This window comes from Nocardioides sp. SR21 (genome assembly GCF_022761125.1).
GTDB lineage: Bacteria > Actinomycetota > Actinomycetes > Propionibacteriales > Nocardioidaceae > Nocardioides.
In genome coordinates this window covers 68612-87740 of record NZ_JAKWJR010000005.1, presented here as the reverse complement: position 1 = coordinate 87740, position 19129 = coordinate 68612, and the positions used below count along the sequence as shown (strand labels likewise).

Sequence of the window (19129 nt, the reverse complement as noted above, 5' to 3'; positions counted from 1 at the left end):
AGGGCTCGGGATGGCGCGGCGCAGAGGGTTCGGTGAGGTCGAGCGACGCGTCAGCCAGATCCGGCGAGGTGACGTATCGGGCGCGGTACGCCATGCCCGACGGCATCCGCTACTCCCGGACGCTCGGCACCAAGATGGACGCCGAGGCATGGCTCGCCGCTGAGCGCGCGCTCATCGACCATGACACATGGACCCCACCGCGGGCACGGCAGGACGCGGAAGAGTGGCGCCAGCACGAGGCGGCCGTCAATACTGTCGGCGGCTACGCCGAGCGCTACCTCTCCGAGCGCGACCTCCGGCCGAACACCTTGGCCGGCTACCGACAGCTCCTGCAGTCACGCATCCTGCCGACGTTCCGCGACACCCCGCTCGTCGACGTTACCCTCGCCGACATCAAGTCCTGGCGCGGATCGCTCGACCAGAGGACCGAGGCCACCAACGCGGCCGCCTATCGACTCCTCCGGTCACTCCTCCAAGCGGCGGAGGAGGACGAGCTCATCCACCGCGCTCCGCCGAAGATCCGCGGCGCGAGCACTTCGCGGGTGAAGCGTGTTGCGAAGCCGGCGACCTTCGACGAGCTCGCCGTCATCATCGAGCAGATGCCCGAGCGGCTGAAGCTCTTCGTCGTGCTCGCCGCCTTCGTCGGACTGCGAGAGGGCGAGGCGCTCGAGCTGCGCCGATCCGACGTGGACGGCATGACCGGGCGCATCGACGTCACCCGGAAGGTAGACAAAGAACAGCCGGCGCGACGCTCCAGGCGCCTGTTCCGTCTGCGGCCGGCCGATCAGCGCCCCAAAGACGGCGAGCGGCATCCGGACCGTACACATCCCTCCGCACTTCCTGCCGATGCTGCAGAAGCACCTGCTCGAGCACACTGCGGCGGGCCCGGCGGGACTTCTCTTCCCAGGTGATCGCACAGGCCACATGAGCGCGCGCTACCTAATGGATCGCTACCGTCCCGCTCGCGAAGCCGCCGGGCGGCCAGACCTGACGATCCACCACCTTCGGCACACCGCTCTCACCCTCGCCGGCCAGCACGGGGCAACAGCGGCCGAGCTGGCAGGCTCGAGCTGGCCATGCATCCCACGCAGCCATGGCGGGTTCTGTCCTCCGAAGAGGGGCGACCATCCATCTCCGACCGCCGTTACCGACGGCCTCCAGCGATCTACCCGCGCACTCGGGCGGGCAGCCCTCGAACGTGCACGCATCCGGTGCCCGAAGGCGCCGAACTTTCTTGATCTTGCTCTAGGTGGGGTTTACCTAGCCGGCCTGGTCACCCAGACCGCTGGTGGTCTCTTACACCACCGTTTCACCCTTACCTCTCCGGAGAGAGGCGGTCTGATTTCTGTGGCACTGTCCCGCGAGTCACCTCGGGTGGCCGTTAGCCACCCTGCCCAGTGGAGCCCGGACTTTCCTCGACGTCCTCCGAAGAGTGCGACGCGATCGCCCGGCCAGCCCATCCGCGCCGGTAAGCATACGACGACTCGCGGTCATCCAACGGAATGCCGAGCCGGGTCTGCATCCAAGCAGCCGCGATAGGTCTGGGCGACTAGCGCAGCTGCTTCCACCGGCGTTATGTGCTCCCAGATGCGGAGTGAAGTGAGGCCAAGAGCTTGGAGTCGAGCGTCGGTGTCGCGGTCTCGAACACGGTTCGTCTCGATCTTCTGACTCCAGAACTCGGTCCGCGTCTTAGGCAGTACGAAGTGCTCCGGACAACCGTGCCAGAAGCAACCATCCACGAAGACGTGAAGACCCACTCGAGTGAATACGATGTCGGCGCGTCGGCGGCGATCGAACGGCAAAGGATGATCGACCCGGAACCGGAGGCCCGATCGATGCAGAAGTGACCGGAGTGCCAGCTCAGGACCAGTGTCTCGGCCCCTGTTCGACATCATCGTGCGGCGTACGGCGGGTGTAACGGGCGGCTCCGCTGTCGGTGGCACGAAATACGCTGGGTCAGACACGCCGCGATGGATCCAGATGGGATCATCTTCGCCTGGCATGCTTTCAACACTAGGAGGATCGATCCGGTGACGGGAACCACGACGTACGAGATCGCGCCGTCTGCTGCGCGGCTCACCGGCTCCCTGCGCGACATCGGGTACGACTTCCCGACCGCGATCGCTGATCTGGTCGACAACTCTGTTACCGCCAACGCGTCGCGGGTGAACGTGTATACACACTTCGAACCCAATGGCTCCTACGTGCTGATCAGCGACGACGGCGACGGCATGACGGAGCGTGCCCTGATCGAAGCCATGCGCTTCGGAACGAGGCGTAGCTACGAGACGAACGAGCTGGGTCGCTTCGGACTCGGGTTGAAGACCGGCACCTTCTCGCAGTGCCGCCGGCTGACCGTGGTCACACGGACCACTCCCAAGCGCGCGACATTCAACGTGATGACACTCGACCTGAACCGCATCGCCCGAACCGATCGGTGGGACATCACTGCCGGAGAGACGTCGGCTGCTATCGAGCGCGCGAAGGATCTTCTGCGCGAGTCGCCGGGGACCGTGGTTGTCTGGGAGGACCTCGATCGGGTCCTGCCCGAGCGATATGCGGAGAGCGGGTGGGGCCGCCGTCGCCTCCGGTCATTGGCAAGTAAGACAGCAGAGCATCTGGCCATGGTCTTCCATCGCTTCATCGCCGGCGACGTCCCCGGCCGCGGCGAAGTCGTGATCTGCGTCGATGACGAGAAGCTCCGCCCTTGGGATCCGTTCGCACCCGACGAGGCGGAACGGACGGTGCTTGAGGAGCACGTCTTCGAGATCGAGACCGCCAATGGCTCGTCCGAGGTCCGCTTCCGAGGAGTCGTGCTTCCAGCGCGAGATCGTTTCTCGTCACTTGAGGAGTTCGAGAGGCTGTCCGGACCCCTGAAGTGGAACCGTCAGCAGGGGCTCTACATCTATCGCGCGGACCGGCTGGTACAACACGGTGGATGGTCGGGTCTTCGTGGCATCGACGAGCACATGAAGCTGGCACGCGGAGCGATCGACTTCCACACCGACCTGGATGAGTCATTCCAGATCAACGTGGCCAAGATGAGTGTCGACCTACCGCCCGCGCTCCGTCAGATGCTGGAGCGTCCCGTTCAAGAGCTCTGCGTGCTGGCAGACGACGCCTACCGGCGGTCAGCAAACTCCGGTGGTCGACCCGATTCGACCACGAAGAGTTCGAAGGCATCTGAGACGGCACTGCGGGACGTCGGCATCGCGCTGAAGGCGGCACTTCTCGAGGACTCGTCCCTGGCGGAGTTCCGTGGTGTCGTTGAGACTCTGCGCGCACGGCATCCTGCACTGGCCGAGCAGCTCGATCTCTGACTGCGTCAGCGCTCCGCGTAGCGACACCACTGGTTCAGCGGACACGCCTCGCATCCCGGGGCCTTCGGCGTGCACAGTCGCGCTCCGAGTTCGATCAATGCGATTTGGGCCTGGCGACTCTCCTCGTCGAATCCGATGAGGCTGCTGACAGCGATTCGTCCATCTGAGTTGCGGTTCTTGAGCCAACGCTCCGTCCCCTGGAAGAAGCGCCCGGCGACACGGAGCGCTGCCGTGTTCGCGATCACCGGTTCCTCCCCTTCCGGGTCGGCGATCATCGCGAGTTCGGAGGCAGCGCGACGCAGGAGACCCCGCGCTACCTGTTGTGCGAGGTGATCGTCGTCGAGCGAGCCGCCCTCAGCCATGACAGTCCGGGCGAGCTCGAGTAGCGCGTGCACCTCGTGGTCCTTCTGTAGCCAGGAACCGATTTCGAGGACACGGTCGGATTCGGTGACGAAGTGTTCGGGCGTCGACCACTTCGAAAGCAGTGGCCACAGGGCCGCCGCGGTGGTCTGCGACTCGTCCCCAAGTAGTGCGTCGCCGAGCACGACCAGCCAGCGAGAGCCCGATCTCAACCACAGGCTCACCAAGTGCGACTCGCGACCCCACCGGGCGAGGGCCGACCGCGTCATCTCGGTCGTCACCGCGACGTCCCGGGCTCCGTCTTCGAGAATGCGCGCTACGGCGGATCCGATGGCCAGACCCAGGCGGGGTGGTACGGCGTTACCGATCTGTCGGAATGCGGCTGTCGGTGGCCCGGCGAAGCGGAAGTGATCGGGGAAGGTCTGGATCCGAGCCGCCTCCCGGATCGTCAGGGTCCGGTTCTGCTCCGGGTGGATGTACCAGTACCCGTCCTTGGCTATGTGGGCCGTGATGGTTCGAGAAAGGTCGTCGGCGTCGAGACGCTTGTACTTATCGTCGAAGATGTCGTCCCGATACCGCTTCAGCTCGTCGGGGAGCTCCGAGTACTTCGTCTTCGTGTCCAGGTACTCGAACGCCTCGACGTCGTCGTCCCGAACACGACGAGTGACGTGGTCGTAGATCCGATCGGTTTGACCTGTCGGCACTCCCGCTCGCATCTCCCGCTGGAACGCGGTCCGCGGTCCGTCGTACCTTCGCCAGACCTGACGCGTCTCGTCCGAGAGCCATCCTTCCTTGGGACCGACAGGCGGCAGGTCACGGATCGCGTTCCCCAGCGTGACCTTCCTGTTGGACTCCGCGGGCCACTCGAACTCCAAGCCGCCCGCGAGCGCGACGAGGATCAGGCGCTGCCGGAACTGAGGGACCCCGTACCGGTAGGTGTCGACAACGCGCTCTTGGACCGAGTAGCCCCAATCCTCGAGCCTGCGGACGATGGAGCGAAGGATGAACATCTCGCGGTCCAGCGCCATATCAGGAACGTTTTCCATGATCACGGCGCGGGGTTTGGCGAGCCGCACGATCTCCAGATATGACTGCCATAGGTCTCGACGCCGATCATGGGGTTCTCGGAGTCCGTGCTGTACGAGGTAGCGCATTCCGGAACGGCCCGCCTTAGAGAACGGCTGACACGGAGGGCCTCCCGCGAGAACGTCAATGTTGATCGCGCGAAGGATCCGACCGACCTCCTCCACCTTGGCGGGATCGCCGAGATCCCATCCGACGGACATGCCGCCGAAGTGGTGCGCGTGAGTCTGAAGCGCCTCGGAATCGAAGTCGGCACCGAAGACGACCTTCATTCCCGCGTGCTCGAGGCCAAGACTCATTCCGCCCGCACCGGAGAAGAGATCTGCTGCGAGCAGCTGCCCCGGGTTCTGTTTCCGTAAGCGGCGGGCGAGGACAACCAAACCTTCGACTTCGTCGCAGTGATCCTCGTGCGGTGGGAGGCGCAACGCTTGACCACGATCGATGCGGTGATGAATCGGCGGGCTCGTGGCTGTCACTAGGCAGAGTTTAGGGTCGGCGACCGACAAGGCTGCGGCGCCGGGCCGAGCTAGGCGCTCAGACTCTTCAATGCCTCACCTGTCAGGCGGTCAAGCAGATCCGACAGGGCGTCGTCGTCGAGTGCATCTAGGGAGATATGAGACTTGACGGCTCGAAGGCGGCGCGCCAGCTCACGCATGACTTCGGAGCGAGCCGCCGGCAGCCCCGTCTGTTCCGCACGCCACAACGCCGCTTGTAGTGCACGCGCGGTTCGGCGATTTCCTCCCAATGAAGGCCGCTCCATGATCTGGACGGACTCGTCCTCGCCGAGCGGGGTGCACCCGTCCGGTGCGCGTTCCAAGTCCGGCCCCAGGGCCCATGCACGCCACCACGTCCTGCGGAGGACGTTGCGTGGACGGCCGAGCAAGCGTTCCTCGGAGCGCCCGGGGAAACGCCATGGTCCGATCTCCGGGACGACGACCAGAGTGAGGAACGACCACACGCCTTCCTCGGCCGCATCGGCCGGGACTATGTCCATGAGTCGAAAGAGCGATGATCCGCATGGGCGGTCGAAGCTCTGGGTCGACGTGCCGAGCGGACGCGGATAACCAGCTTCTTCGGCGATGTGCCGGATCGCCAGTCGGACCTCGCCGAGCCGGTCCGCGTCGACGGGATGGCCACCGGTGGCTGACGGCTCAGCGTCGGGATGGGAGAGCACGGACTCTGCAGCAAGATCGCTCAGCAGCGCGTTCGTCCTGGCCAGGATCAGGCTCTGCGCGATTGCTCTAGGCAACCGCGGATAAAGCAAAGAGCCCATATCACTTCACCAACTTCACATTGTGCTGGAGATGGATCTCGATGCGCGACGGATCGGATCGCCGCCACTCCCTGAGCGTCGCTGTACTGACCGTCGGCCATATCCGACCGAGGAGGTTGCGCAACACTGCGGCGACGCTCGTGGCGTCATGGTCGATCTCGAGCCCGACCACGTCGTCACTGTCCAATCCCGCGAAGACCATCTGCCGGGTGATATCCCAATTGAGAGTGCGCAGCAGCTGCTCCGTGCCTGCATCCTTGGCGCCGGCGAGCAGACGAACTATCGCGGGATGACCGGAGTTCAGGGTCAGTCGTGCCGCTGCCATGAATCGCGCGTCCGGGTCGGCGAGGTCGATCCTGAACTGCCAGCCGGCATCGGGATCCATGCCGGCTGCCGCGAAGTCGACGGTGTCCGTCGGGAACTGGGTCCCCACACCTTCCAGGTCGGTCCAGTGACTGGTGCGCCAGATGATGCTTCCGGGGTGCTGGGGCGCGAGCCGATCGAGTGGCTTCGGTTCAGTGACGACGAGAAGCGTGGTCAACGTCAGTCGACCGCCGAGCTCCGGACCATCCAGCTGGAGCTCGACGGCGAGGTCGTAGGTGTCTGCCATCGGCAGCTCGAGACGCGCGGCGAGGATCTCCGCATTGGTATGGCTGGACTTGACCATCACCAGGACAGCAAGTCCACTCTCCCGGTCGAGGTGGCAGACCTCGGTGACCGTGCGGCGATCGACAGACACGGGTGCCGCCAATTGGAGCGTGGTCTGGTAGTCCCAGTGCGGCACCTCCGTCGGGAGGGGGATGTCTTCCTCCCCGGAGCGCAAGAGCCACCCGCCGTGGCTGACGGCCGCCTCCGGCGGGGTCAGGAAGGGAACGATCGGTCGCCTCACCGAACGGGCTCCGCCTCGAGGTCGAATAGGACCGTCGTCTCGGGCCCGCGGCGTACCAGAAGTTCGACCTCCACAGAGCTCGAGTGGCTCAGCGTCAGGGCATGACTCCGGCCGCCTACATCGACCGGTTCGCCCGCTACCTTCGCAGCTACCAGGGCCAGAGACGGGTCGAGTGCGGTATCGGCCGAGCTCCCATCCAATGCAGCCGCGACCGCGATGTGAAGCCGAGTGGTTTGTGAGGACGGCGCCGGCGTGATCCGCACGCGAGCCAGGGTCGCCAGTTCGCCGGCGATCTCGATCGGGCCGGAGTAGACGAAGTCCACCTTCGGCCTCACCGCGCCCGGCGTCGTACTTCCGGTCTCCTTGCGGCGCCGACCCCGGCCCCGGCCATCGACCGTTCCGACCAGATGGGCCAGCTCATCGGCGATCAGCGCGGTGCTGGCAACATCGGCGTGACTGGATCTCTTGCGACTGGCCCAGCGGTTCTCGAGCGCGGACTTGATCTCGCGAAGACCGACGTTGACGATCGTTCGTCCCTGCCCTTTGGGGAGGAGCTCGGGATTCCACGAGTCGTGCGTCGGCGGCTCTGCCGGGGCGAAGTGCTTGTCCTGGTCGTCCTCCGCGCGGAACACGCCTGCCCACTCGGTCCCGCCCTCCGGCGGCGGCGGTCCCTCCAGATAGTCGACGACGAGCTCGGGCGTCCGCAGCAGAGCGACGTGGTGACATACGCCGGTGATCGCTGCTGCGGCGCGTGGCGAGTCGGGATCGTCCGGGTCGTGACCGTCGTCCACCTGAACTCGATCACGATGGATCAGCGGCAAGGTGGCGAGGGTGCCGACCCGCGCCTTCGGCCGAAGACATTGGATCGGGTCCACCTTGAGACCGGGCACATCCTTGGCGACCTCGCCGTCGAGCACGGCTCTGAACGCTTGCGCAAACCCGTGGAGGGGCGGTCGATCCTCCGGACGCGGGATTGGCACCGGCTCCCCGTTCCAAGTGACATGGATCGTCATCGGATCGGCGCGTCCTTTACGCGGGGTCAATTTCGGCCAGAGATGCCAAGTCACCGATTCCGTGATGAACCTCATCGCCTGCTCTGGCGTACGACCACCGAGATCAGGTGCGACGACGAGGAGGTTGGTGCCGGTCTCGCCTTCGTCGAACGCGGGCATGCCGATCGCCGTCGCGATGCGGTCTGCCTCCGCTCCAGTGACCGGGAGCGGAGCCTCATCGCCGGTCTCTCCCCACCAATGGCGACCGGTGAACAGCTTGCCACCACGCGCGAACTTCTCTCCGATCGCGCAGGCGATGAGTCGCGTTTGGATGCGCCCGCGGTACATGGTCCGCGAGTGGATCACCACGGCGTTTGCTCCCGAGACGACGTAGGAGATCGTCTTTCCGAACCCGTAGGTTCCACCGGTGTGCCCTTGCGTGTTCGCCTCACCGACGTTGAGGACGAAGTCGACCCAGTCGTAGATGTTCTGCGCGTCGGCCTGATCGGCCTGGAGCGGGCCGCCGAGGCCTTTGGTGTTGCGGTCCGTGATGTAGAGGCCGAGCAGTACCGGATGGGACAGCTCCGCCGCGAGCGAAGTGCCCTTGACTCGGCCGGCATCGACGAACACCCTGTCGCGCAGTGCTCGTCGTTCCTTGTCGTCGAGAACCCAGCCCTGGATGCTGAAGTCGACGGGCAGGTCGTTCTGGAGTCGGGCATCCCAACTATTCTGCGCGGTCTCCCGGACCAGGACCGTGAGGGGATCGAGCCGAGGGCGGCCCAACAACTTGTAGAAGCCCTCAGCGGCGAGTCCGCCTGTCGGCGGCTTCGGCTCAGGGATCCATTTCACTGGCAGCCTCCGTGGCGAGTGCGGTCAGGGCGAGGTCGATCTCTGCCTGTTGGAGTGGGTTGGGCGGTTCGTTCGTGAGGTCGATCGAGTAGCTGATCCGCAGCGTCCCCGATGGGATGTCCCCCCCGCTGAAGGACGATCTCAGCAGACGTGGGAACGCGTAGCTGGTGACGTCGTAGACGCGACTGTCCGCGACAGTGAACCTGCGTCCTGCATACGGGGCGAGATCACTCGCAACGATGCGTAGCTCGCCGAGCCGGCGGTCGATCTGATCGCGATCGGCCCCGGCATCGAGATTGCGGCCGACCAGATCGGGCAGGTTGAATCCGCCAGGATCGCTGTCGAGCCGGATGTGGACCAAGAGGAGATCGGCGCCGGCGGGTTCTTGCAACTGATCGACGCTCGAGATCGAGACGATGCGTCCCTCACGGACCGAGGTCGCCTTGACCTCGATCGCGTGCGATGCGCTCCGGAGGTCGTGGATGTCGTTGAACGGACCGCCCCAAAACCGGAGGTCGGCAGGGGCCCCTAGTCCGAGCAGACGCTCCACGACAAGGAGTTCTCCGAGCAGTCCGATGAGCACTTCGTCATTGGCGAGGCCGCGTCGATCGGCGTCCGAGAAGAGCACACGCCACCGGTCGATAGCGGCCGCGGTCTCCTTCGCGGGCGACGTGGCTCCTGCGACCGTCTCCATGAGTTCGCGACAGAACTGCGTGAATACGTGATGGAGCTCCGGAAGGAGGCAGAGGACCGTGAGGTAGACGGTGCTGCCGTGGCTCAGCCGGGCGAGGTGGACGCCACGGCCCTTGGTGTCAGTTCGGGCGGCCTCTCCTGGGAGCAGCGGGATGAGCAGATGACGTCGGCTGAGGTGATCCACTCCTACAAGGACCTCACCGGCAGCGACGGCATTGCCAGTCGGTGCGACCTCGATGCCGGACGCCGGAGGTGTTGTCGCGAGGACCGTCCATACCCCCTCGAGATCCTGACTAGGCATGATCGAGGTCCACCTCGTCCTGTGAACCCTCCAAGTCCTCATACGCGGGGAAGCCCTCGTCGTCAGTGGCCTGGATCTGGCTCACGTCGACCTGGATCGTGTCAGCAGCTTCACTGTTCTGAGCGGCAGTCGGGAAGCAGAATGCAGCGCCGAGGAGGTCACCGACAGCGTCCAGGGCGACTCGTCCCTTGGTGCTCGCCTTGGGTTCGGATCTCTTGTCGATCGGATAGAGAACCAAGAGTCCACGGCCGTCTTCGTCGCGGGCGGCCTGCAGCTCCTCATCAGTTGTCGCGGTCGTCACCGACGCGGCGGGAAGAAGGTCCGCCACCCGGTCGGGCTTCGACATGAGGGTTCCGATGACCGCACGCGTTCCCGTGCTGGGCCGCTTCAACTTCGATCGTGTGATCAGCGCGCTCTCTGCGTCCAGACCGAGTGGGACAGTGCTCTTCGGCTTCTGGATCCCCATGACAGCGATGTTCCAGACCTGGAGAGCTCCACATTTGGCCTGCCCGTCGATGTACTTGAGCAACAGGTCCGAGGTCATCTCGCTATCCGGATGGAACGCGTAGTCGCGTATGAACCTACGGATGAGGTCCACCGGCACATCGCGCATGATCACTCTGCTGTCCTGGACGTCCTCGACCACTCCGGCGGCCTTCGCGCCCTCTAGCAACTTGCGCCCAGCGCCAAGATTCGAAGCAATCGTCCTTTCGTCGCGATGCGCGAAGTAGGTCGTCTGCGGTCGCTGAGCGCTATACGACGCCTCTCCGCGGATCGCAAAGTGCATCTTCACCCTGGCCGTCGCCTGCATGCGCGGATGGAGCCCGATGCGGACGGGGAGGTTGGCGGGAGTCGCGTTGTCCATCGTCCGGTACCTGGTGATCTCAGTCCGGAGGGCGTCCTCGATCTCCGAGAGGAACTCGAAGTCGTCGGCCAACTGTTGGGTCGTCCAGATGCGTGGCAGGTCGCCGTACCCCGGGCGATATCCGAACCAGCGGCCCATCTGGAGCAAGGTGTCGTAAGTGTTCGAACTGCGCAGAAAATACGAGGAGACGAGACCTTCCAGGGTCAGCCCGCGAGACAGTGTGTTGCCGCCGACAGCGATCACGGTGGCAGGCTCGTGGTCGTAGACGAGACGATCGGTCGACAATCCGTTGTCCGCCAGGACCTTGAGCTCGTCGACTGTGATCGAGAGTGCGGGCACGAGTTCGTCGAAGGACATCGACCGGAGTCCGTGGCGCGAGGCCGGCTCCGCAAGGCTCTCTTGCTCCCACAGGTCTCGAAGCGGGGCCAGATTGCCCTCTAGGATCTCGACCCCGAGCTTCTTGACGAACGACCTGATCGGATCGATGTAGGCGAGCTGCGGATCGACGCGCATCGTGGTGTGGATCAGCATGCTCGAGTGCTTGGCGACGCCGGACCTCACGCGCCGCGCCGTCGTGGCCAGTACGAACCATCGGATCGCTTCGCCGAGCGAATCTGTCACCTGAGGGCCATCGGCGAGCAGACTCTTCGTGGAGTGTTCTTCAGCTTCATCGTCCGGAACGATCCGGATCATGTCGTGCGGCTGATCCGAGGTCGTGGACTCGTCCTCCGACACGGACGCCCCGAAGAGCTCCCGCGAACCGAAGTAGGTAGGTGGCTTCGGCAGCGCGTAGATGAACGACCGTGGGTAGATGTCCGCCGCGTCGGCGGGGTTGATGAGCACATTCGCGAACGGTGTCGCCGTGTAACCGACGTAGGCCACTCTCGGGAGTGCGAGCAACTCCGTCAATCGCTCGTTAATCCTCGTCCGATCCAGCTCAGGATCCTTCGCGGCATTCGGACTGGCCTGGTCGGCCTCGTCATCGATGATGAGGATAGGACAGTTCTCCAGGCCGCCGTGCTTCTGAGCCTCCCTGAGCCAGTCCCGCAGGTGAGTCATCCGCGACACGTTCTTTTTGACGACAGCGATGCAACGGAGATCCGGGGCCCCCAGGAGAGGCAGCGCCTTCACGGGCTTGCCGAAGTCCCGCTGCTCGTCGGTGAGGGGCACCCATCGTGTTGGATACCGCTCCACGAGTTGCTCGTCGATGCGCAACTGGGTCTGCCGACGCAGGGAGTTGTGCACACCCGACAGCACGATGAAGAGCCGATATCCGGCATCGGCCGCCTTGGCGATCGTCGCCGTGAAGTTGGCGGTCTTGCCCGACTGGACGAAGCCGAGCACGAGGCCGCGGGTCCGGATCGACGGGCTGTGCGGATCCGCCAAGAGTCCAACGATGTCTGTCGAGGCCTCGTCGAGGCTCGGTACGGCATCGACCCACGAGGGATCGGCTTCCAGAGCAGCGCGGAGATCCGGCCAGAAGACATCATACTCGCCCGGGCCCCCGTACCAGGGCTCGCCCTCCTCCTCGGGGTCGAACAGAGCGTGGGTCGTCGCTATGGTCCGTCGCTGTTCTGCGACCTCATGCCGGAACCGGACGACCTTGTCGACGAGCACCGCCTCACCGACGAGCAAGACCTTCAGCGTCTCCGCTGCCTCGGTCTCGGACTTGCCCTGCCTGATCAGCATCTCGATCTGACCGAGCGCTGCCTGCTCACGAGTGGTCAGCTCCACGCGGCTTCCTCTCTCGTTACCTCGGAACCCGGTCAGGCTATAGGCGAGGGCTGACGGATACCGAGGAATCTGCACCGCGCGGCCGTCCTAATGCCAAGCTTCAGAGGTGGATGGCGGGACGGGACCGGGTTCGTGGCTGCTGATGACAGTCGGCGACAACCGGCAGCACGGCGGCAACGCCGGATACGACGACCAGGTCGACGTCTACTACACCTGGGACAGCACCGTCCCGAACCATGCGAACGTCAGGCCCGGTGATCGCATCGCCCTATGGGACAAGGACCGTTTGCTCGGCATCTCGGTGGTCGAGGAGATCACACAGGAGACCAAGGAGAAGCTCCTCTTCAAGTGTCCTGCCTGCGCCATGGCCGGGATCAAGGCCAGGAAGAACAAGAGCCCACTCTACAAGTGCTACAAGTGTGGCGCTGAGTTCGATGTACCCACGAGCCAGTCCGTCATCGTCACCGAGTACCGCTCTCGGCACGATGCAGCGTGGACGTCACTGGACAACCTGCTCCGAGGACCTGATCTCCGCTCGCTGTGTGAGTCGCCGCGCAGCCAGTTGAGCATGCGGGCCATGCGGTGGGATGACTTCCGAGCCGCCATCGCCGCGAAGGGAGCTGACCGCGCGGTCGAACGTGTCGATCATCGCCATCCTGACCTCTTCTTTCCCCAAGGCCATCGCTTGGAGATCGTTCGGGTACGTCGGGGCCAGCGTCAGTTCCGAGAGCACCTCCTCGCGCGACAAGGAGAAAGTTGTGCGTTCACCGGTGGGGCGCCGGCACGCGCGCTGGAGGCCGGGCATCTGTACAGCTACGCGCAACTGGGCGTCCATCACGAACACGGTGGGTTGCTGCTCCGTCGTGACATCCACCGGCTGTTCGACGATGGCTGGTTGGCCGTCGATCCGACGACGCTTCGGGTGGACGTCGCAGACCCGCTTGCGCGATACCCGCAATACTCCAAGCTCGAAGGCCGGCGGCTTCGAGCAGAACTTGGCGACAGCCAAGTCACTTGGCTGAGTCGCCACTGGTCCGAGCACCGAACAGGGTGAGCGTTCCGACTGACTCGGCCAAAGCTCTCCTACGACACGACCGACTTTTCCAGAAGACTCTTAAGCACGATTACCGGGATGGGCTCGGGGCTAATCTCGGCGGGAAGGTGCAACTGGTGGGTCACTCCGTCATAGGGCGGGGCAGGCTCAGGGTCAAGTTGCAAACCAACTTCCGCGATCTTGCTCTGGTTAGCGTCCCAGCACACCAAGAGATCGATATCACCGATCGACTTTACGCCGTCACGGAAGTCTGCAAGAACGCTCTCCAGCTTGTCCTTGAACTCGATCACGATTGGCAGTTCGGTTCCTCCGCCCACGTAATGGGCCAGCAGGTCGTACTGCGTCGCGTACCCAGCAGCAAGCGGCCGGATGTCCTTGATCTTCTGTGCACCGAGGAGCTCGTGGAAGAGGGCCGCGACCGCGGCCTCCTGATTCGTCGGAACCTTTTCGAAGGCCACACCTGGCCATCCGAGGGGATGCCGCCCCTCCGCCTCCTCCCACATCTTCTTAATGCGCAGCTTGCGCTCCGCGGATGTCTCCGGCGTCGGCGCGATCGGCGAGTCCTCGGAGGGCGCCTGGAACTTGGCGACCCGTTCGAACTGAACGAAAAGGTCCGCCACAGCGTTCTGGAGTCGGCGCTCGTGTTGCCAGTGCATCGACTTGCGACCCAGGTCAAAGTCGATGCGATCTGACTCCACCAAGAAGATGCAGCGCTTGTAGTAGGCCGGATATGCACCCCGCTGCGCGGGGGAGATCTGGACGCCTGTCGGCATCGACTTCGTGACAACGAAGATGCCCGCATTGACCATCGGGCTCGCGTCGTCGGCGTCCTCTCCCAAGTGGTACGCCTCCGCCAAGGCATCAACGGCTTTGTTGCCAGGAAGCATGACTCCGAAAACACGCAGGACGTCAGCCCCGGTGCCGATCACCTTGTGCCCTGTCACCACCTTCCCGGAGAGGTACTTCCTCGAAGCTGCATCGGTCTTCCCGACCAAGTGGCTATTGACCTCTTCAATAGGAAGCGCTGACGCACCCGCGAGCTCCGGATACCCAAGCTCGAGCGGCGCAACCAAGTGCTCCCCGTTTACCGAAGTCCACGAGTACGTCGCTTGGGTATCTGGAAGCGACTCCCCACGGAGCACCACATGCGTGTCCCCAAGTGAAGTGCGTGTTCGGAGAATCCACTTCAATTGCTCACTTGTGAGCGAGAACAGGTCGGTCGACGATCGCTGAGGAATGCCGGCGACTCGGATCGCAGTGAAAGTGCCGCCATCGAAACCGTCGGGTGCGCCTGAAGTCTGGAGCACTTCGAACTTTGGGGGGTGAACGGACTGATCGTCCGCGGTCACCCACCGAGACGCACCAGTGAGGGTGCACGATGTCGCATCGTTGGCCGAAACGGTGGACAGCGAGAATTCATCTCCGCTGAAGGCTACATACGTCAGACCGACGCCCTTCTCGCCCACCTCGTCGTCGGTAGACGACTTGTCCCCGCCTCCGGGAGCAAGAACTTCTTCGATGAAGGAAGCAGGGATACCCGTGCCGTTGTCGACTACCTCGATCGACCTTTGCGTCGCGTCAACGATGACGTGAATCTTGCCAGCGTCGACTGGGAGGCCCGAGGCGGCCTGCAGAGCCTTCCGCCGCTCGATCGCATCCCGCGCGTTCTGGAGAAGTTCCGCAAGGACATCCCAGTAGTGGTGGTAGCTCTGAAGGATGCCCCGCAGTTCCCTCTTGACGGCGCGATCACTCTTAGCGCGGAGGAAGTCCGGAACAGGCGGACTAGGCATCGAACCCTCGACCATTGGCAGGATCCTTTCGGCTTCACGTAGGGCCTTGGGAGCCGCGGCCGTCTCGACCGGAATCCTAGCGACAGACATCCACGACTCACGCCGGAGGCCGGCTCTGAACCTGATTGCATATTCGGAGATCTGACCGCGGCCCTCAAGATCCCCTCCCAGGCGCCCGATTGGCCACAAGGGGATTCCCCCACCCGTCCCCGTCCCCCACAGCAATACATGCAACAGCAGGGGGATAGTCCCGAAATCGAAGGAAACCGCAGGCTGGCCTGCGGTTTCATCGAGTGGAGCCTAGGGGACTCGAACCCCTAACCCCCTGCTTGCAAAGCAGGTGCGCTACCAATTGCGCCAAGGCCCCGGGTGGACCGGGAGGAGCCAGGATCAGCTGCGGGAGACCGAGTCGGTCGCCTCGGCCCAGAGGGCCTGCTCCTTCTTGCCCTCGTCGATCTTGCGCTTCACGACGAGGCCGACACCCACGAGGAGGACCAGCAGGAGGATCTTCTTCATGGTGACTCCCAGAGGATCGGGCTTCGCCCGAGCGACCGGGCCGGGTGGTGGGCCTAACAGGACTTGAACCTGTGACCTCTTCCTTATCAGGGAAGCGCTCTAACCGTCTGAGCTATAGGCCCCGAACCGAGGCTGAACACTACCCCAGCGGTCGAACGACCGACAAAACGGGGCCGGCGCGATGGCCGGTGCTCAGCGCTCGTCCTCCGCAAGCGTCAGCTCCACGCCGCCGAGCAGCGCCGCCGACATGTTGTAGAGGAACGCTCCGAGGGTGGCGATCGCGGTGATCAGGATCACGTCGACCACGGCCACCAGCATGGTGAAGCCCATGACGCGGGACATGCCGACGTACTTCTCGACGTCCCAGCCGGCCGCCTCCTCGCCACCGACCACGTCCTGGACGGTGTCGTTGATGGAGTCCCAGACCCCGGCGGCCGCGAGGACCGACCAGATGATGAAGACCGAGACCACGGTGACCACGGCGAACGCGATCGCCAGCAGGAACGAGGTCTTCATCACCGACCAGGGGTCGATGCGGGTCAGCCGGAGGCGGGCGCGACGCGGTGGCTTGCGCCCGGACGCGGCCTTCTTCGCCTTCTTGGTGGACTCGGGCGCGGCGTTCGCGCGGTGCTCGTCGGCCGCGTTCGACAGCTTTGCCGAGATCCGCTCGCCCAGGGGAGCGCGAACGGCAGTGTCCTGGCCGTCGGTCATCAGCTCTCACTCTCTCCGTCGGTGTCCGACCCGGCTTCGGGCTCCGCACCGGCGGACCCATCGATTGTTGCATCCGTACCCGTATCGGACGACTCGGCGACCTGATCGGTTGCCTCGACGGCGTCCTCATCTTCGTCACGCGCCTCGACCGAGCGGGCGACGACCGCGACCGCGTCACCGGACTTCGGCGTCACGAACTTCACGCCCTGTGTCGAGCGTCCGGTCGGCCGGAAGTCGGCGTTGATCGGGCTGCGGACGACCTGGCCGCCCTGCGTGATCGAGAGGATCTCGTCGCCGTCCTCGACGATGAACGCGCCGACCAGGCCGCCGCGGTCCTCGTTCGTCAGGGTCATCGCCTTGACGCCCTTGGTGCCGCGGTTGGTCAGGCGGTACTCGCTGATCCGGCTGCGCTTGGCGTAGCCGCCGTCGGTCATCGTGAAGACGTACTGGATGTTCTCCTCTGACTCCTCCGTCGCCGCCTGCGCGGCCCGGATCACCGACATCGAGAGCACCTTGTCCTCGCCGCCGAGGTCGAAGCCGCGGACGCCGGACGTCGCCCGGCCCATCGGTCGCAGCTGGCCGTCGTCGGCCTTGAAGCGCACCGCCTGGCCCTTGCGGGACACCAGCAGGATCTCGTCCTCGGCGCTGACCAGCTCGGCGCCGATGAGCTCGTCGTCGTCGTCGCGGAAGTTGATCGCGATGACGCCGGCCTGGCGCGGGCTGTTGTAGTCGCCGAGGCGGGTCTTCTTGACCAGGCCCTTGCGCGTGGCCAGCACGAGGTACGGCGCCTGCTCGTAGTCGCGGATCGCCAGCACCTGCGCGATGTTCTCGTCCGGCTGGAACGACAGCAGCCCGGCGACGTGCCCGCCCTTGGCGTCCCGCGACGCCTCGGGCAGGTTGTACGCCTTGGTGCGGTAGACCCGGCCGGCCGTGGTGAAGAACAGCAGCCAGTGGTGGTTGGTGGTCGCGATGAAGTGCTCGACGACGTCGTCGCCGCGCAGGGTCGCGCCACGCACGCCCTTCCCGCCCCGGCGCTGGGTGCGGTACTGGTCGGCGCGGGTCCGCTTGGCGTAGCCGCCGCGGGTGATCGAGACGACGAGCTCCTCGTCGGGGATCAGGTCCTCCATCGAGAGGTCGCCGTCGGCCGCGATGATCTGGGTACGCCGGTCGTTGCCGTACTTCTCGACGATCTCGTCGAGCTCCTCGGCGACGATCGACCGCTGGCGCGCGACGTTGGCGAGGATGTCCTTGAGGTCCGCGATCTCCAGCTCGATCTCGGCGAGCTGGTCGATGATCCGCTGGCGCTCGAGGGCCGCCAGGCGGCGCAGCTGCATGTCGAGGATGGCGTTGGCCTGCAGCTCGTCGATCTCGAGCAGCGCGATGAGGCCCTGGCGGGCGTCGTCGACCTCGGGGGAGCGCCGGATCAGCGCGATGACCTCGTCGAGCATGTCGAGCGCCTTGACCAGGCCGCGCAGGATGTGGGCGCGCTCCTCGGCCTTGCGGAGCCGGAACTCCGTACGACGCCGGATGACCTCGATCTGGTGGGTGACCCAGTTCGAGATGAACTGGTCGATCGACAGGGTGCGCGGCACGCCGTCGACCAGCGCCAGCATGTTGGCGCTGAAGTTGGTCTGCAGCTCGGTGTGCTTGAGCAGGTTGTTGAGCACCACCCGGGCGACGGCGTCGCGCCGCAGCACGATGACCAGGCGCTGGCCGGTGCGGTCGGAGGTGTCGTCGCGGACGTCGGAGATGCCCTGGACCTTGCCGGAGTCGGCGAGCTCGGCGATCTTCAGCGCCAGGTTGTCCGGGTTGACCATGTACGGGAGCTCGGTGATCACCAGGCAGGTGCGGCCCTTGGCGTCCTCGTCGACCTCGATCACGGCCCGCTGGGTGATGGAGCCGCGGCCGGTGCGGTAGGCCTGCTCGATGCCCTGGTGGCCGACGATCAGCGCGCCGTTGGGGAAGTCGGGGCCCTTGACCCGCTCGATGAGCGCGTCCTGCAGCTCCTCGCGCGTCGCGTCGGGGTGCTCGAGGGCCCACTTCGCGCCCTCGGCGACCTCGCGCAGGTTGTGCGGCGGGATGCTGGTGGCCATGCCGACCGCGATGCCGGCCGAGCCGTTGACCAGCAGGTTCGGGAAGCGGGCCGGCAGGACGACGGGCTCCTCGGAGCGACCGTCGTAGTTGGGCTGGAAGTCGACGGTCTCCTCGTCGATGTCGCGGACCATCTCCATGGCCAGCGGCGCCATCCGGCACTCGGTGTACCGCATCGCGGCGGCGGAGTCGTTGCCCGGCGAGCCGAAGTTGCCCTGCCCCTGCACGAGCGGCGCACGCATCACCCACGGCTGCGCCAGGCGCACGAGGGTGTCGTAGATCGCGGTGTCGCCGTGCGGGTGGTACTGACCCATGACGTCACCGACGACGCGCGAGCACTTCGAGAAGCCGCGGTCGGGGCGGTACCCGCCGTCGTACATCGCGTAGAGCACGCGCCGGTGGACGGGCTTGAGCCCGTCGCGTACGTCGGGCAGCGCGCGACCCACGATGACCGCCATCGCGTAGTCGATGTAGGCGCGCTGCATCGAGGTCTGCAGCTCGACCGGCTCGATCCGGCCGCCCGTAGGGGGAGTACCGCCGCCGTCAGTGGGGGTTTCAGTCACGATCTGGTTCTCTCTCGTCGGCTCTACTGGAATCTAGGACTGTCG

The 19129-nt window shown here is 65.1% G+C and carries 14 protein-coding genes, 2 tRNA genes and 1 other RNA gene; 3 read left to right on the top strand and 14 right to left on the bottom strand.

Features of this window, described 5'->3' with window-relative positions; all coding sequences use genetic code 11:
- Positions 1–92 precede the first annotated feature (92 nt).
- A complete protein-coding gene (locus tag MJ604_RS10720; protein WP_243058323.1) occupies positions 93–911 on the top strand; it encodes a site-specific integrase in 819 nt (272 codons plus the stop codon).
- A 169-nt stretch (positions 912–1080) separates the two neighbouring features.
- Here the strand turns inward: MJ604_RS10720 and rnpB are convergent.
- Together rnpB and MJ604_RS10710 are read right to left on the bottom strand one after the other, a co-directional pair.
- An RNA gene (gene rnpB / locus MJ604_RS10715) (RNase P RNA component class A) lies at positions 1081–1459 on the bottom strand.
- Positions 1460–1490: 31 nt separating this feature from the next.
- The gene (locus tag MJ604_RS10710) at positions 1491–2003 is read right to left on the bottom strand and encodes a very short patch repair endonuclease (protein WP_279235764.1); all 513 of its coding nucleotides are present in this window, start codon (positions 2001–2003) and stop codon (positions 1491–1493) included.
- 27 nt (positions 2004–2030) lie between these two features.
- Here MJ604_RS10710 and MJ604_RS10705 point away from each other — a divergent pair, with 27 nt between their 5' ends.
- Positions 2031–3320 carry an ATP-binding protein gene (locus tag MJ604_RS10705; protein WP_243058322.1) on the top strand — a complete coding sequence of 430 codons (1290 nt, stop codon included), beginning with the start codon at positions 2031–2033 and terminating at the stop codon, positions 3318–3320.
- 5 nt (positions 3321–3325) lie between these two features.
- Here MJ604_RS10705 and dcm read toward each other — a convergent pair whose 3' ends face one another.
- Genes dcm through MJ604_RS10675 form a run of 6 tightly spaced genes read right to left on the bottom strand, consistent with a single transcriptional unit; the run spans position 3326 to position 12359 of the window.
- Positions 3326–5239, bottom strand: coding sequence for a DNA (cytosine-5-)-methyltransferase (gene dcm, locus MJ604_RS10700; RefSeq protein ID WP_308194131.1), 1914 nt, complete (start codon positions 5237–5239; stop codon positions 3326–3328).
- A gap of 50 nt (positions 5240–5289) precedes the next feature.
- Positions 5290–6036 carry a hypothetical protein gene (locus MJ604_RS10695; RefSeq protein ID WP_243058320.1) on the bottom strand — a complete coding sequence of 249 codons (747 nt, stop codon included), beginning with the start codon at positions 6034–6036 and terminating at the stop codon, positions 5290–5292.
- Between the two features lies 1 nt (position 6037).
- Complete coding sequence (locus MJ604_RS10690) at positions 6038–6925, bottom strand: hypothetical protein (RefSeq protein ID WP_243058319.1); 888 nt, start codon at positions 6923–6925, stop codon at positions 6038–6040.
- The gene (locus MJ604_RS10685; RefSeq protein ID WP_243058318.1) at positions 6922–8766 is read right to left on the bottom strand and encodes a hypothetical protein; all 1845 of its coding nucleotides are present in this window, start codon (positions 8764–8766) and stop codon (positions 6922–6924) included. The genes MJ604_RS10690 and MJ604_RS10685 overlap by 4 nt, the downstream gene beginning before the upstream one ends.
- Positions 8750–9760 (bottom strand): PD-(D/E)XK motif protein, encoded by a 1011-nt coding sequence (locus MJ604_RS10680; RefSeq protein ID WP_279235761.1) that lies wholly within the window; start codon positions 9758–9760, stop codon positions 8750–8752. The genes MJ604_RS10685 and MJ604_RS10680 overlap by 17 nt, the downstream gene beginning before the upstream one ends.
- Positions 9753–12359, bottom strand: coding sequence for a Z1 domain-containing protein (locus MJ604_RS10675; protein ID WP_243058316.1), 2607 nt, complete (start codon positions 12357–12359; stop codon positions 9753–9755). Before MJ604_RS10675 ends, MJ604_RS10680 begins: the two co-directional genes overlap by 8 nt.
- A gap of 106 nt (positions 12360–12465) precedes the next feature.
- Between MJ604_RS10675 and MJ604_RS24245 the strand changes: the two genes are divergently transcribed.
- Positions 12466–13413: an HNH endonuclease signature motif containing protein gene (locus tag MJ604_RS24245; RefSeq protein WP_243058315.1), complete on the top strand. Its 948-nt coding sequence runs from the start codon at positions 12466–12468 to the stop codon at positions 13411–13413.
- 29 nt (positions 13414–13442) lie between these two features.
- Here the strand turns inward: MJ604_RS24245 and MJ604_RS10665 are convergent, their stop codons facing one another.
- The 6 genes from MJ604_RS10665 to gyrA all read right to left on the bottom strand — a co-directional run bounded on the left by MJ604_RS10665 (position 13443) and on the right by gyrA (position 19084).
- Positions 13443–15218, bottom strand: a complete 1776-nt coding sequence (locus MJ604_RS10665; protein ID WP_243058314.1) for an ATP-binding protein — start codon at positions 15216–15218, stop codon at positions 13443–13445.
- A gap of 279 nt (positions 15219–15497) precedes the next feature.
- Positions 15498–15570: transfer RNA gene (locus tag MJ604_RS10660), tRNA-Ala, on the bottom strand.
- A gap of 23 nt (positions 15571–15593) precedes the next feature.
- A complete protein-coding gene (locus MJ604_RS10655; RefSeq protein WP_243058313.1) occupies positions 15594–15719 on the bottom strand; it encodes a DLW-39 family protein in 126 nt (41 codons plus the stop codon).
- A gap of 45 nt (positions 15720–15764) precedes the next feature.
- Positions 15765–15841: transfer RNA gene (locus MJ604_RS10650), tRNA-Ile, on the bottom strand.
- Positions 15842–15911: 70 nt separating this feature from the next.
- On the bottom strand, positions 15912–16430 hold the full coding sequence (locus MJ604_RS10645; RefSeq protein WP_243058312.1) for a DUF3566 domain-containing protein: 519 nt from the start codon (positions 16428–16430) through the stop codon (positions 15912–15914).
- On the bottom strand, positions 16430–19084 hold the full coding sequence (gyrA, locus tag MJ604_RS10640; protein ID WP_243058311.1) for a DNA gyrase subunit A: 2655 nt from the start codon (positions 19082–19084) through the stop codon (positions 16430–16432). Before gyrA ends, MJ604_RS10645 begins: the two co-directional genes overlap by 1 nt.
- Positions 19085–19129 lie beyond the last annotated feature (45 nt).